The organism is Methylocucumis oryzae, assembly GCF_000963695.1.
Taxonomy (GTDB): domain Bacteria; phylum Pseudomonadota; class Gammaproteobacteria; order Methylococcales; family Methylomonadaceae; genus Methylovulum; species Methylovulum oryzae.
Genome location: NZ_LAJX01000015.1, coordinates 15,393 through 29,119, shown reverse-complemented (window position 1 = coordinate 29,119; position 13,727 = coordinate 15,393). Strand labels below are relative to the sequence as shown.

Genomic DNA, 13,727 nt, shown 5'->3' with positions numbered 1-13,727 from the left:
AGTGAATGGTTTATATCATTCCAAAGATGTTATTTAGCACTGCTCACTATTCTATTTCTTCACTTTTCACAATTTAGTTTCGCAAACTATCACAAATCCCCCCTTAGCTTACAAGTAGTTGATACGCCTAGAAATTTTAATAACAAATTTATTTGATTGGGTTACTATTTGCTGTAATCTATCGACTGCTTAGCCTAATCTTGTGTCAAATGGAAACTGCCGTAAAAAAAATATTAGCAAAAATAGATGCTAATAACTTGCCAGCCGTACCTCGGGTGCTACTCGATTTGATACAAGCGACTCGAGAACCTAGCGTAAATATTGATGAGCTAACTAAAATAATTAGTCAAGACACCGGATTAAGCGCAAAAATTATCGCGACTGCGAACTCACCATTTTATAGAAGAACAACAGAAGTCAATGATTTAAATAGAATTTTAATATTACTCGGTTTATCAACTCTTAAAACCATCGCCATTACCAAAGCAGTCCAGCAATTTTTTAGCCAACTCAGCCACGCGCAACAAAATTTTTTAGAATTAATATGGTATCGCTCACTAAACTGTGCGCTGCTAGCAAAAAAAATTGCCAGCTTGATTGCTTATGACGCGGCTGATGAAGCGTATCTTACCGGCTTATTGCATCGAATCGGCCAATTAGTTTTGTTAGATTGCTTTCCCAAGGAATACGCCGAGTTATTAGATACGCAAAATGAACTTACTATAGAAAATGGTGAAAAAAAATTATTCGGCGCGAATCATTACGAAATTGGCGCGTTTTTTAATAGAAAACTGGCAATTGCAATCATTGATTGCCGATGCCGTGTTATACCAACGTCAAAGCGCAGACGCGATTAGAGACACGGCTAAAATCGTACAAATCGTTAATCTTGCCGCACAATTAAGCTGTTCAGCTAATGAGATTAATCAAGCGGCTTTTGAGCAAGCCCAGCAGCTCTTTGGTATCAGTCGTTTTTTATTAGAAGAAATTATTGCTGACAATAGAAAACTAGTTCAACAAACGGCCGAAAGCTATGGGATTAATATTAGCGTTTCGGAAAAAGGTCTGGTCAACCACACCAGCGCGACGCAACGCAATGCGTTACAAAAGTTCTTAGGTGAACAAGTCAAAGAAATTGCCTTAACCGCTATTAGCCATCAGCAATTACAAAACGCGACGAACTTAAGCCGTCTAGTTAGCCATATACAACGCGATATTAACTTATTATTTGGCTTACAAAGCTCAGCGGTTTTTATCTACCAAGACGCCAACCATTGCCTACAAGGACTGACGAATGAGCAGGAGCACAGCGCCATTTGGTCGTCTATAACTATTTCGCTCAACCCAGGCATAAGCTTGCTTGCTAAAGCGTTAGCCCAAGATGAACTCATGTTTTCTAGCGTAAACGCTAATAATGAATTAGAACCTATTGTAGACCGTCAATTACGCCGTCTATTAGGCTGCGAACAACTGTTAGCCATTCCGCTTAACATTGCTGAGATGCCCGTCGGCGTGATTGTCGCCGGTATTCACGAGCATCAAAACGTGCACGTAAAAAACCAATCGGCATTTATCAAGCTTTTTGCCAGTGAAGTCGGTCAGGCTTTGCAACAAACGCAGCAAGCTGAATACACCGCCCAACAGCAGATAGAACAGCTCCAAGCCAGTTATCGGCTACATGCACAAAAAATGGTGCATGAAATCAATAACCCACTCAGTATTATCAATAATTACCTTTATTTGCTCGGATTAAAACTAGGTAATCACGCTGATAACGAAATCAAACTGATTCAAGATGAAATCAATCGAGTCGGCCAGTTACTGTTAAGCTTGCCGGACTTACCCGGACAACCACTGAGCGAAAATAGCTATGCGATTGATATTAATGCACTGATAAAAGATATAACGCATTTATTTAGCATGGGTGTTCTACAAACCCAAACCGTTGAATTGACATTACAACTTGACAAAACCGAACCTAAATTCACCGGTAGTCGTAATAAGCTTAAGCAAGTCCTTATTAATTTAATAAAAAATGCTGCCGAAGCCATGCCTAACGGTGGCGTGATTAGTCTTTCAACGAAAAGCGCCGTCTTTTTAGGTAAAAAAAGCTATAGCCAAATTATCATTGCCGATAACGGACCTGGATTGCCCGATACAATTAAAGAGCAACTTTATAAACCGGTTAAATCCAGTAAAGGCGAGCAACATAAAGGCCTAGGCTTGGTGATTAGCAAATCGCTAATTGACGAGATGAATGGGAATATGATTTTAACTTCATCCAAGGATACGGGGACCACGATACAGATTTTATTGCCATAAAGAACTTATCCGTTACCAATAAACCCTTACCAACGTCCAATTATGTGTATAAAACCCTTGCTGCCGAACACATGCACCTCGCTATTAATTGTTGATGACGAACAAAAAATCAGAGACAGTTTATGCTTGATATTAGAGCATTCTGAGCATAGGGTTTTCACTGCAGCGACCGCTAGCGAAGCGCTAGCGCTGTTAAGCAGCCAACCTATCCAATTAATGCTGTTAGACTTAAATATGCCCGGTTTAAGTGGTCATAGCATTTTGCAATTTATCGCCCAAAACAAGCTGGCGACACACGTTATTATTGTCAGCGGCAGAGCTGAGTTCGCTGAAGCCAAGCGCACGCTGTGTTTTGATTTTGTCCATGATTTTATAAAAAAACCTTATGACGTTGAGGAATTACTCAATGCCATTAACCGATGTAAACGCCTTATTCAGCTCAATTACGAAAAAGCACAGATGCAGGAGCAGCTTAAACGCTCAGAGCAATTGCATCGTTTCTTTGTTGAGCAATCTCCAGATGTCATTTTTTTACTGGATGCGAATGGGCATTTTTCGCTCGTTAATCATACCGCTCGCACATTGTTAGGTTATGAACCGACAGAACTAGAACAGCAACATTATTCCTTATTAGTTCACGATGCGGATTTAGTCAAAGCCGCTGATTTTTTCCATATCAATCGCTTAGATTTGCAACAGACTAAAACCTGCGAGTTACGGTTAAACCGTCAATGCGGTGAAACTATTTACGTTGAAATCAAAGCCATTACCGTTGAGCTAGCATTTACCCCCTTCTTTGACCTACGCGAAATAACAACAGACTATGGCATTTATGGCTCTATACGCGATATTAATGAGCGAAAACTCGCCGAAAAAAGTATCCAAAAATTAAATTTGGCGATGGAAAACAGCCCCATCTTAATCGTCATTACCAATCAAGAAGGGGTTATTGAATATGTCAGTCAGAAAATTACCGAAACAACCGGTTATTCTTTAGAAGAAGTCATAGGCTTAAATCCTAAAATTTTTTAGCTCAGGCCAAACCTCAAAGCACGTCTATGAAGAACTGTGGACCACGATTACCAGCGGCAGGATATGGAATGGCATTTTAAAAAACAAAAAGAAAAGCGGTGAGTTTTATTGGTGCAAGCAATCCATTGCCCCAATGATTGATTGCCACGGCATGATAACCAATTACGTCGCGATTCAAGAGGATGTCACTGAAGCGTTTTATGCTGACTGAAAAGCTGTCTTATCAAGCCAGTCATGACCCTTTAACTCAATTAATTAACCGCAATGAATTTGATAGACGGTTAGAACGCGCCGTCTGGTCAGCGCAAAAGAAAGGCTATGAACATGCGCTATGTTATCTGGATTTAGACCAATTCAAAGTCGTCAATGACACCTGCTCACACATGGCAGGCGATGAATTACTACGGCAAATTAGCGCGCAATTAACCAAAATTTTACGCGAGAAAGACACCTTAGCGCGAATAGGGGGGGATGAGTTCGCTATTATTATGGAGCACTGCTCGCTAGAACAAGCCGAATGCGTCACTAAGAAAATTCACCAACTAGTCGAACAGTTCCAATTTCAGTGGGAAGACAAAAGCTTTCGTGTAGGCGTCAGTATTGGCCTAGTCATTATCAAGCACGCTAGCTTGGGGCCTGAAACCTATTTAAAACAAGCCGACATGGCGTGTTATTTAGCGAAAGATGCTGGGCGTAATCGCACCCATATCTACAATGATGACGACCAAGCTCTAATCCAACATCACGGCGAAATGAATTGGATTGCACGCATTAATCAAGCATTAGAAGAAGATTCGTTTTGTCTTTATGCCCAATCCATTATTCCTTTGTCCGGTAACGGCGGTGAACATTACGAAATTTTGGTCAGAAAGAGAAATAACGACGAAATTATTTTACCGGGTGCCTTCATGCCTGCGGCAGAACGCTTCCAATTATCGCCTAAAATTGACCGCTGGGTGATTAGTAAAGTCTTCGACTATTTTAATAACCACCCTGAGCGCTTAAAGAGTTTATCCATTTGTTCGATTAATTTATCAGGCTTAAGTCTTAATGACCCCGGTTTATGCGCGTTTATCGAACAAAAACTACAACACTCTAAGCTACCTGCGTCTAAAGTCTGCTTTGAAATTACTGAAACGGCAACTATTGCTAATTTTAAGCATGGCGACACATTTTATTGCCAGCTTAAAAGCACACGGTTGTAAATTTTCGTTAGATGATTTTGGCAGTGGCTTATCATCGTTTGGCTATTTAAAAAATCTCGAAGTCGATTTTTTAAAAATTGACGGTTATTTTGTGCGCGACATTGAGCATAATTCAGTGGGCTTAGCCATTGTCAAATCAATTAACGACATAGGCCATGTCATGGGCAAAAAGACCATCGCCGAGTTTGTCGAAAATCAACAAATCCTAGACATTTTATGCGACATAAAAGTCGATTATGTGCAAGGTTATCAAATGGGTATACCTAAGTTGCTGCAATAAAACCGGCTATGCGCCTTGCGGGACAATCCCACACGGGACAGGACGTTTTAGAGAGCAGGTGTTGGCAGCAGGGATGCTGCCGCCAAGCCTACAGGGATGTATTTACGGCGTCCTGCGCTCTGAATGTCCTGTCCCTACTTAAGGTAGCTATGAGGCCTATTGTTTAACTCTAAACGCCTGACTAGCTGGATGCGAACCATACCAGCTAACAACTACCCAATGATAGATACCGTTATCGCTGGTTAAACCTAAATTGGTTAAGGTTTTAGCTGAAATACGCACTAAGCCACCGTAATGGGTAATGCCAGCCGAGACATCGGTTGAAAATTGTTGCGAATAAATATTATCCCCTGTTGCTAGGTTAGCCGGATTGCCTGCCAAATAAAAACGTCCACGGCGTTTCACAATAAGTGCCATCCGTCGTCCAACCTAGTAAATATTCTTTACCATTACTTAAGTCAATTTCTTCGCAAGCGGCAGGTTCTTGTAGGCGCACATGACAACCGCCCGTCGTATTATCTTGCACTAGCGTAGCCAAGCAACTCTGTAAGTTATTAAATTTTTTCGCTGAGCTCCAAGGGCTAGCGCCTAACTTATTTTTTGCTCTGACTTGCCAAGTATGAGCGATTTTAGTCAACGCAATACCTGGATTAACACTGCATGGTTTACCCGATTGTTTACAACCTGCTTGTGATGCTGAATAAAGCTTATCTACCACCTTAGCGTCAGCGTTATTCACAATAAGCTGATATGACTCAGCTCCCGATACGGCTTGCCATTGAAACTGCGGCATTGCCGAGGTTATATCGCCTATAGGCGCCACCGGAACAGGCGTATCCGGCGCCCCGCGTCGAAATCGTTTACTGGCCGCCAGCCCATAACCCTGGGCATTTTTAGCTTTAAGCGACCAAAGATAGCTATTAACGGGTAAAGCAACCGGCGCTATAAACTTGCACAACGCCTCCCCCGCCGCACATTGCGCTTGTTCTGAAGTCACAACTTGGTTTATCCAACGCGTCTCTGCATCGTTTAACACCAGTTTATACGCCAGCGCGCCAGCCAAGGCTTGCCATTGAAATACCGGTTTTGCTGCCGTAATCGTAGCGACTGGCGCAACTAATACAGGCTTGGCGGGAAGACTGTCAGCACATACATCAACCCATAAAACGGTGATAAACAACCCGATACCTAAACATTTCTTCATCATTGTCTACCTCCACCACTTTGGAAAAAATAATCGTCGCTCAAGCTGATTGATACGTCATTCATTGATCACGCCATTATGAAACATTAGGCTACTAAATCAATCAGTTGTGCAAAATGAGACGCTTACTACGAGCAAAGCGCTAATCATAAGTAAAAATTTGCTTATGTTTACGGTAAAATTCTCGCTTTATTTTGTCAATGGAGTAACCACTCAATGGGTAGAGCTTACCAAAACCGTAAAGAGTCAATGGCTAAAACAGCCGATGCAAAGGTAAAAGTCTACAGTAAATATGGCCGCGAAATCTATGTTGCCGCGAAATCAGGCGGACATGACCCGTCGGGTAACTTAACGTTGCGTGGACTTATCGAGCGCGCTAAAAAAGCCCAAGTACCTAGTCATGTCATCGATAAAGCACTAGAAAAAGCCAAAGGCGGTGCAGGCGAGGATTTTGCACAAGCTCGCTATGAAGGGTTTGGTCCCGGTGGGTGCAAAGTCATTGTGGATTGTTTAACCGACAACCCTAATCGCACATTCGGCGATGTTCGCTTATGTTTTACTAAAACCAAATGCAAAATTGGCACTCAAGGCACGGTTAGCCACATGTTTGACCACTCCGCTATCTTGGCATTTAAACATGCTGACGAAGAAAGCGTATTGGATGCGTTGTTGCAAGGCGATGTCGATGTTTCGGATATTGAAAACGAAGATGGGAAAATTACCGTCTTTACGCCTAACACCGAATACTTCAAAGCCAAACAAGCCTTAGCTGACGCTTTTGGCGACATTGACTTTGAAGTCGATGAGATTCAATTTATTCCGCGCGACGCGACAACGATTAGCGGTGAAGATATAGAGATGTTTGAAAAGTTTTTAGACATGTTAAACGAGTTAGATGATGTGCAAAACGTTTATCATGACGCTGAGTATTAAGAAAGCCTAGGCTGCCATCTGGCAGCCTTCACCCTAAACTGGCTGAAGAACAATGCGAGTGACAAGGCTCAACCAGCGCTTTAAGCTGGAGCGGGTCTTTAATCTCAACATTACGATGTTTAATCCTGACAATACCTTGTTTGTTTAATTCAGCAAGTTGGCGGCTCACCGTTTCTATCGTCAGCCCCAAAAAATTGGCAATATCTTGTCTACGCATCGGTAGATTGAATTCCCGCTCGGAAAAGCCTAATGCGCCATAGCGTTTAGACAGCATTAGCAAAAATATCGAAATTTTCTCTTGCGCCGAACGATGGCCTAATAACACGATTTTATCTCTATCGGCCGCTATTTCTTTGCCCAATACCCTGAGCACCTGCGATTGTAGGCCTGGAAACTCAGCACATAACGCATTTAAACGCGGCAAAGGTAGCTCGCACACGGAACCGGTCTCTAAAGCCACTGCTGAGCTAGTAAAGCGACCATAATACAACGAGTCAATCCCCATTAACTCACCTGGGAAGTTAAAGCCAATAATTTGTTCAGAGCCATCAGGATTAGTGATATAACTTCGAAATGAGCCTGATTTAATGGCATACAGACTTTGGCATTCTTCGCCTTGCAAATATAAATGTTCATCGGCTTTTAACGGCCTTTTTTTGCGCACGATATTAGCTAACTGAACAACTTCATTAGCCGGTAAACCATAAGGCAAGCATAAATCCGCTAAGCGACAGTCAGGGCAAGATGTTCCTAATTTATTAAATTGCATCGAGTTTGTCCGTAAGAGGGTATCTAAAACAACGCGTTGATGTGCCTATGGTTGGAAGCTAGTTTGTTTTTCTATCACGGTTAAGCGGCCGTCATCGATACCAAATAATAACTGTCCTTGAATTAAGCCGACTAATTCTTGGCCGGCCATGGTATAACGCCAACCATGTAACAAAGGGCAATCCTCTTCTTCTCCAAGTAACAACATTTCCAAGTCTTTACGCGAAGCTAATATACTGGGATTCAACGCGTTTTGCTCCGCTCTAATCCTCACCAGTGCGGTCAACATATCTAAAATCGCTTCTTGTTGCTGCGTTTTTTTCGCCGGCCTGCCTTTTTCGTATAAGGGCTTAGGACCTCGGTTTTTAGCATCGATAATTAACCGGCATAATTCCTTACCATAACGCGCCACGGTACGCTCACTCATGCCGCGAACCGCCATTAACTCAGTTAATGATTCAGGTTGTAATTTTGCCAGATCGAATAATAACTCATCGCGAATCAACCAATTTTTTCGGCTTATCTTCGTGCTGTGCCGTTGCCTCGCGCCATTCAGCTAAGCTTTGAATAATGGATAATTGCTTACCGGTTAACTTGTTTTTACCCTTAATTCTTAACCAAGCGTGTTCAGGCTGAATTTGGTAATGGGCTGGATTCGATAATTCAGCAAAATCGTGTTTTAACCAATCCGCCCGGCCTAATTCCTCCAATTTTTGTAAAACGATTTGATAAATCTGACACAGATAAATCACATCATCGGCCGCATACTCAATTTGTGCTTGGGTAAGCGGGCGTTTACTCCAATCAGCGCGTGTGTGTGCTTTCGTTAAGTTAACATTCAATAAACTTGACACCAGCATCGCATAACCTGGGTTGTCTTGAAATCCCAACAAAGGAGCGGCAACTTGCGTATCGAACACAGGCGTTGGTAAACCGCCAGTGATTTGATAAAAAATCTCTAAATCCTGACGACAAGAGTGAAAGACTTTGGTTATCGCCGGATTATAAAGCTCATCGAATAAAGGCTTTAATTGCGGCAAGGCGATGGGGTCAACACAGGCAACCCACTCTGGTGTCGCCAGTTGTAATAAGCAAAACTTTGGATAATAAGTTTTCTCACGCAAAAATTCAGTATCTAACGCCAACCAGGATACTTTTCTAATCTGTTGGCATAACTGCGTTAATTGCTCAGGAGTGTTTACATAATCAATACGGGCTGTCATCGGCAGGTGTGGGTAGCAGTCGCTAAAAAGCTAGTTTTGTGTGAGAAAAGTTCAATCTAACCTACCGACCTGATAGCATCCGTGCTAGTTTTAACCGGACGTTGCTTGCTCCGGCGATGGTAAGACGAATGACGCTTTTTGTTATTACGCAGTTTAACGCGTTTAATATCCAGAGGCTGCTGATTTATTTCAACAGTTTTTAAATGCTGAAAAATATCAGAGGGCATTGCATCAGGTAATTCAATCAGCGTATAGGTGTCGCGAACCGCAATAATCGTAATGTTTTTTTTATCGACACCGGATTCTTCAACCAAGACTCGCTTAATCTCGTCAATACTGACAAGATGCACGCTACCAACCGCTAACCGATAACGTACCATCTTCATAGTCACTGTTGGCATAGGAATTGGTTTAGTCTCAACAAGCTCAGAGAGTTGACTTAACCAATTCTGGCTATGCGCTACATGCAATAAGGCAGCGGCGCACAAAACAGCATCGACGTTTAAGCGTTGTGCTAATGTCGTCAATAACCGCCGTTCGGCCTCTAAGCCGCCGGTCTCTATGAGGCACTGCAGTTGATTATGCAAAACCAGCTCGTAATGAGCCAGCGGTTTTAGCGCAACATCATCTTGCTTATCTTGTTGTTCCAAATCACAGCCTATCATCGTAGATTTCTACATAAGCCTCGTCGCGTAACCGACGCATCCATAGTTCGGTTTCTTCTTCAATTTTACGCTTGCGAATTGCATCCCTGACCAAGTTTCTTTGGTATTCCGTGCTGTTGTCTTTATTTTCTCTATCCAAGACTTGAATTAAATGCCAGCCAAACTGAGTTTGTACCGGTTCGCTGATTTGATTAACGCCTAACTTTGCCATCGCTTCTTCAAATGGCTTAACCAAATCCCCTGGACTCACCCAATCTAATAAGCCACCTTTAATCGCAGAACCCTTATCGTCGGAATGAGAGCGGGCTAATACCGCAAAGTCATCACCATCATCAATACGGGCACGCAACGCTAACAAGCGTTTTCTAGCTTCATTATCATCGACTAATTCATTAGTTTTAATCAAAATATGCCTAACTTTAGTCTTGGTAATAATATGGTCATCGACGCCTTTGACGTCTAACATTTTAACAATATGAAAACCACTAGGACTGCGTATAGGCCCGGCAACATCACCTCGTTTCATATCCTTAACGACATCGGTAAACAGACTCGGTATATCGGCTATGGTACGCCAGCCTAAATCACCACCTTTTAACGCATTCGCATCATTCGACTGGCTTATCGCAGTTTCGCTAAAATCTTGCCCAGCATTTAATTTTTCGAACAACTCATTGGCTTTGCTCTGTGCTTTTTGCACATCACTGGCTGAAGCATTTTCTTTAACCGCTAATAAAATATGACCTAGATGATATTGAATCGCTTGGTCACCAATTTTTCCTTGTGTTTCAATATAATGGTCTATTTCCCTATCGGTCACTTTAACTCTAGCGCCGATTTCCCTGGCACGTAATTGATTGACGATGATTTCATTGCGTAAATTTTCTAAAAACGCTTTATACGTGATGCCTTGGCTTTCTATTTCGGCGCGAAATTGCTCCATCGTCATGCGATTACGTTGAGCAATGTCCTCCGCTGAGCCGTTTAACATTTCCTCACTAACCGTTACGCCCGCACGCTCTGCTAACTGGCGTTGCAGTTTATCGATAATCATTTTTTCGAGTACTTGCTTACGCAACACATAATCGGGGGGCATTTGCGAATTACTTGCGGCAATACGCTGTTTAATGACCGCCTCTTCACGCGCTAAATCCCGCGCCAAAATAACATCGTCTTCAACAATGGCAACGATTCTATCCAATGTCTCAGCATAGCCTTGCCCCATCGCTAAAAAAATCAGCATCCATCTCAAGCTTTTAATAATTTTCTGCATACGCGAGTTTTTAATCATCAATCCGGTTTCCGATAACCATAAATACTGGATTCAAAGAAATTATCCAATTTTTCACCTATGCCAGTTAAGCCTTTTAGCTCGATTTGAAAGAACACGCCCGATTGCTGGGTACCTTCTACAACATAATTGCTAAGTTGTTGATTAGCATCAATAACAGGGTTTAAGCTATTCAGATAACTACGGTATATCACTCTAAAACGCCAACAACAATTTTCTTTTTCCACGCCAATAAAACCATCTTGGGTATTATTATATAACCAGGAATACTGCCAACGCCCTACGCCATACCAATTATCATAAATTGGCCAACGGAAAGAAATATCGCTTTGGGTAATATCATTACTTCTATCTGGAATCAATGGATTTAAGCGGTATAAATAGCCCAAATTAATGATTTGATCGGGTTGATTAACAAAATGCAACGCCGCTTTACCGCGCACAATGCTATTCGTATCAGGATCCCATTGCAAACCACCGTCTATGCTAATATGGCGCGTCAATTGACTGCTTAACTCAGTCGCTAACGGTGATTGCGTCGCCGTTTCAACCGGACTAATCGCACAAAAACTCGATGGATATTCACCGCATAACGTGACTTCTCGATTTCTGAAGTAAAAAATCTCGCCTATGCTAAATCTTAAACGCTCTAAACCGGTAGATGGCTCGACTAAACGCGTCGTTAACGCCGCCGTAATTTGGTTAGCGTCTTGAATCCTATCGCTACCACTGAAGCGATTTTCCCGGAACATGCTGCTATACCAAAAATCGTAAACCGATGTATCGAACAGCGGGATTTGGCTTTGATCGGTTTTAGGAATGTATAAATAAAACAATCGGGGCTCAAGCGTATGGACTAATCCAGTATCCGCTATAGTTACCTCACGCTCCAAAAACAGCCCACTATCCACCGAAACGATAGGTAGTGTTCTATCTAACTCGCTAGACAAACCTGGATTAGGGTTGTTTAGCCAATATTGAGTGTGTTGCACCGCTAACTTAGGCGTCACATAAGTACTGGCCGTTTGTAACGGCACGCTTATCGACGGCTTAATATTAAACCGTTGACCATTTACTAAACTGCCGTGCTGAAAATTAACCATTTCCGTTTCAAATAAAGTATCCAGCGCTATCGGCGTGGCAAAACTATGGTTAAAACTCAAATTGACTTGCGGTAAGCGTCGATACGGAATTTGCCCGCCTTTTAAACTGGCGTCAATGGTTTGATAACTTTCTACCCGTGTCATAAAACTCATGCCGGGACGAACATAATTGACATTCGCTTCGCTTTTAACAAAACTGAAGTTAGGGAAACTTAATGCATTACCTAACTCAGCAAAATAGTTTTTATCAGACACATAATTTAAGTCTAAATTTGCGCTTAAATTAGGCGTAAATATCGTCGTATGTTTTAACGAACCTTGATAACGATCTGTATTTAATATTGAATCCTCAGGCATGTATTCCGCGCTAATAATACCTCTGGACTGTTCGCTTAAATAGCGAAAATCACCGCCCAATAACACTCCACGCTTAGTAAAATAGCGTGGGCTTAAGGTAGCGTCATAATTAGGCGCAATATTCCAGTAATACGGCACCATGATATTAAAGCCACTGGTTTGAGTATTACCAAACGACGGCGCTAAAAAGCCTGACAAGCGACGATTATCGGCCGGAAACGCTAAATACGGCGAATAAAACACCGGTACGCCTTTAAATTCCAACCAAGTATGTTTGGCTGAACCTTTGCCTGTTTCTTTATTTAACTTTAATTCAGAGGCATGTATCGCCCAATCTTGATTACCGGGTTTACAGCTCGTATAGGTCACATCTTTATAATGCGATAACGTTTGACTGTCGCGATAAACGGCTTTCGCTAAACCACGTAGTGGCGTAGAAGGATAAATAAATAACGTATCACGTAACGTTGCTTGATCGCTATCCAATTGCAAACTAGCGGTATCACTATGCAACGCGATTTCATCCTCGCTATAGTAAACATCACCGTGTAAATCTAAAGTTTGTGACACGCTGTCATAATTAGCAATATGGGCTTCGGCATGTTGATCGGCTCTATCCATTTGCACTTGACCAGAATACGTGCCAATTTCGTTATCGAAAATTTCCGAATAATTCGATGTCACTTCTAATGGCGACTGGTTTCTCAAGGCATGATCCGCTGCCCATGAACGTGGTGTATTGGTTAACGACAAGCAATTTTCCCAAGGATCATGTTTTAATTGACCATACAGATTATAAAAAACCCGTTCTTGTTCATGGTCAAATATCGGCGCTAACAAACGAAAGCTATGGTCTTGCGTTTCAAACGGTGGCAAAGGTAGCTTACGACTCGCACACGATTTTTCACTATCGCACGCTTTAACCGTTACGGGAGGTATGGGGGTTATGGATTCAGCACGCGGTATGCTCAACGGTTTCTTTTCTATAGGCTGAATGCGAACGTCAGGCTTAGCTAACTCAGGCTTAACTGGCTCAATAACTGCGGGGGCAGGTTCAGCAAGTGGCTTAATCGGTATCGACGCGCTAGGCTCAGATTCCGCAACTGCTTTTTGACTGGTATCACCCAAGCAAACCCATTGTTTAGTCTGAGCATCTTGCTTGCAATTCCAAGCTGAGCTATCGGCAAGACTCACCGAAGCCGATAAAGAGGGCAAACAGACCAAAATAAAACGTCGAAACATAAAAGACATTAAGTTAAGTAGCGCAACAAATAGTAAACGAATAAAATGCCGGGCGTGCATTCTACCTTATATTAGGTGTGTATCACTAATCCTAGCCAAACC

15 protein-coding genes are annotated in these 13,727 nt (G+C 42.3%); 7 read left to right on the top strand and 8 right to left on the bottom strand.

Annotated elements, in window-relative coordinates; translation table 11 throughout:
* The first annotated feature begins 257 nt into the window (after positions 1–257).
* Genes VZ94_RS01850 through VZ94_RS22015 form a run of 6 tightly spaced genes read left to right on the top strand, consistent with a single transcriptional unit; the run spans position 258 to position 4,839 of the window.
* Positions 258–857, top strand: coding sequence for an HDOD domain-containing protein (locus tag VZ94_RS01850; protein ID WP_204369013.1), 600 nt, complete (start codon positions 258–260; stop codon positions 855–857).
* Positions 769–2,322 (top strand): ATP-binding protein, encoded by a 1,554-nt coding sequence (locus tag VZ94_RS01845; RefSeq protein ID WP_192828587.1) that lies wholly within the window; start codon positions 769–771, stop codon positions 2,320–2,322. The genes VZ94_RS01850 and VZ94_RS01845 overlap by 89 nt, the downstream gene beginning before the upstream one ends.
* 42 nt (positions 2,323–2,364) lie before the next feature.
* Positions 2,365–3,354, top strand: coding sequence for a PAS domain-containing response regulator (locus VZ94_RS01840; RefSeq protein WP_045777927.1), 990 nt, complete (start codon positions 2,365–2,367; stop codon positions 3,352–3,354).
* Positions 3,338–3,565 (top strand): PAS domain-containing protein, encoded by a 228-nt coding sequence (locus VZ94_RS31470; protein ID WP_109867639.1) that lies wholly within the window; start codon positions 3,338–3,340, stop codon positions 3,563–3,565. The genes VZ94_RS01840 and VZ94_RS31470 overlap by 17 nt, the downstream gene beginning before the upstream one ends.
* On the top strand, positions 3,555–4,559 hold the full coding sequence (locus VZ94_RS01835; RefSeq protein WP_052700111.1) for a diguanylate cyclase domain-containing protein: 1,005 nt from the start codon (positions 3,555–3,557) through the stop codon (positions 4,557–4,559). Before VZ94_RS31470 ends, VZ94_RS01835 begins: the two co-directional genes overlap by 11 nt.
* Positions 4,516–4,839, top strand: a complete 324-nt coding sequence (locus VZ94_RS22015) for an EAL domain-containing protein (protein WP_052700110.1) — start codon at positions 4,516–4,518, stop codon at positions 4,837–4,839. Before VZ94_RS01835 ends, VZ94_RS22015 begins: the two co-directional genes overlap by 44 nt.
* Positions 4,840–4,995: 156 nt before the next feature.
* Here VZ94_RS22015 and VZ94_RS01830 read toward each other — a convergent pair whose 3' ends face one another.
* Together VZ94_RS01830 and VZ94_RS01825 are read right to left on the bottom strand one after the other, a co-directional pair.
* The gene (locus VZ94_RS01830; RefSeq protein WP_045777926.1) at positions 4,996–5,220 is read right to left on the bottom strand and encodes a hypothetical protein; all 225 of its coding nucleotides are present in this window, start codon (positions 5,218–5,220) and stop codon (positions 4,996–4,998) included.
* The gene (locus tag VZ94_RS01825; protein ID WP_045777925.1) at positions 5,201–6,046 is read right to left on the bottom strand and encodes a hypothetical protein; all 846 of its coding nucleotides are present in this window, start codon (positions 6,044–6,046) and stop codon (positions 5,201–5,203) included. The genes VZ94_RS01830 and VZ94_RS01825 overlap by 20 nt, the downstream gene beginning before the upstream one ends.
* A 213-nt stretch (positions 6,047–6,259) precedes the next feature.
* Between VZ94_RS01825 and VZ94_RS01820 the strand changes: the two genes are divergently transcribed.
* Positions 6,260–6,976 carry a YebC/PmpR family DNA-binding transcriptional regulator gene (locus tag VZ94_RS01820; protein WP_045777924.1) on the top strand — a complete coding sequence of 239 codons (717 nt, stop codon included), beginning with the start codon at positions 6,260–6,262 and terminating at the stop codon, positions 6,974–6,976.
* Between the two features lie 28 nt (positions 6,977–7,004).
* On the opposite strand, the gene fnr is transcribed toward VZ94_RS01820, so the two are convergent.
* From fnr to VZ94_RS01795, 6 genes are read right to left on the bottom strand one after another with little or no spacing between them, the layout of a single operon-like run.
* Entirely contained in the window at positions 7,005–7,745 is a 741-nt protein-coding gene (gene fnr, locus VZ94_RS01815; RefSeq protein WP_045777923.1) for a fumarate/nitrate reduction transcriptional regulator Fnr, read from the bottom strand.
* A 45-nt stretch (positions 7,746–7,790) separates the two neighbouring features.
* On the bottom strand, positions 7,791–8,249 hold the full coding sequence (locus VZ94_RS31465; protein ID WP_338040191.1) for an HRDC domain-containing protein: 459 nt from the start codon (positions 8,247–8,249) through the stop codon (positions 7,791–7,793).
* Positions 8,236–8,967 (bottom strand): ribonuclease D, encoded by a 732-nt coding sequence (locus tag VZ94_RS31460; protein ID WP_338040190.1) that lies wholly within the window; start codon positions 8,965–8,967, stop codon positions 8,236–8,238. Before VZ94_RS31460 ends, VZ94_RS31465 begins: the two co-directional genes overlap by 14 nt.
* Positions 8,968–9,023: 56 nt before the next feature.
* The gene (locus tag VZ94_RS01805) at positions 9,024–9,632 is read right to left on the bottom strand and encodes a DbpA RNA binding domain-containing protein (protein WP_045777922.1); all 609 of its coding nucleotides are present in this window, start codon (positions 9,630–9,632) and stop codon (positions 9,024–9,026) included.
* Positions 9,619–10,923: a peptidylprolyl isomerase gene (locus VZ94_RS01800; RefSeq protein ID WP_239649558.1), complete on the bottom strand. Its 1,305-nt coding sequence runs from the start codon at positions 10,921–10,923 to the stop codon at positions 9,619–9,621. Before VZ94_RS01800 ends, VZ94_RS01805 begins: the two co-directional genes overlap by 14 nt.
* On the bottom strand, positions 10,923–13,634 hold the full coding sequence (locus tag VZ94_RS01795; RefSeq protein WP_239649550.1) for an LPS-assembly protein LptD: 2,712 nt from the start codon (positions 13,632–13,634) through the stop codon (positions 10,923–10,925). The genes VZ94_RS01800 and VZ94_RS01795 overlap by 1 nt, the downstream gene beginning before the upstream one ends.
* Positions 13,635–13,727: the final 93 nt, after the last annotated feature.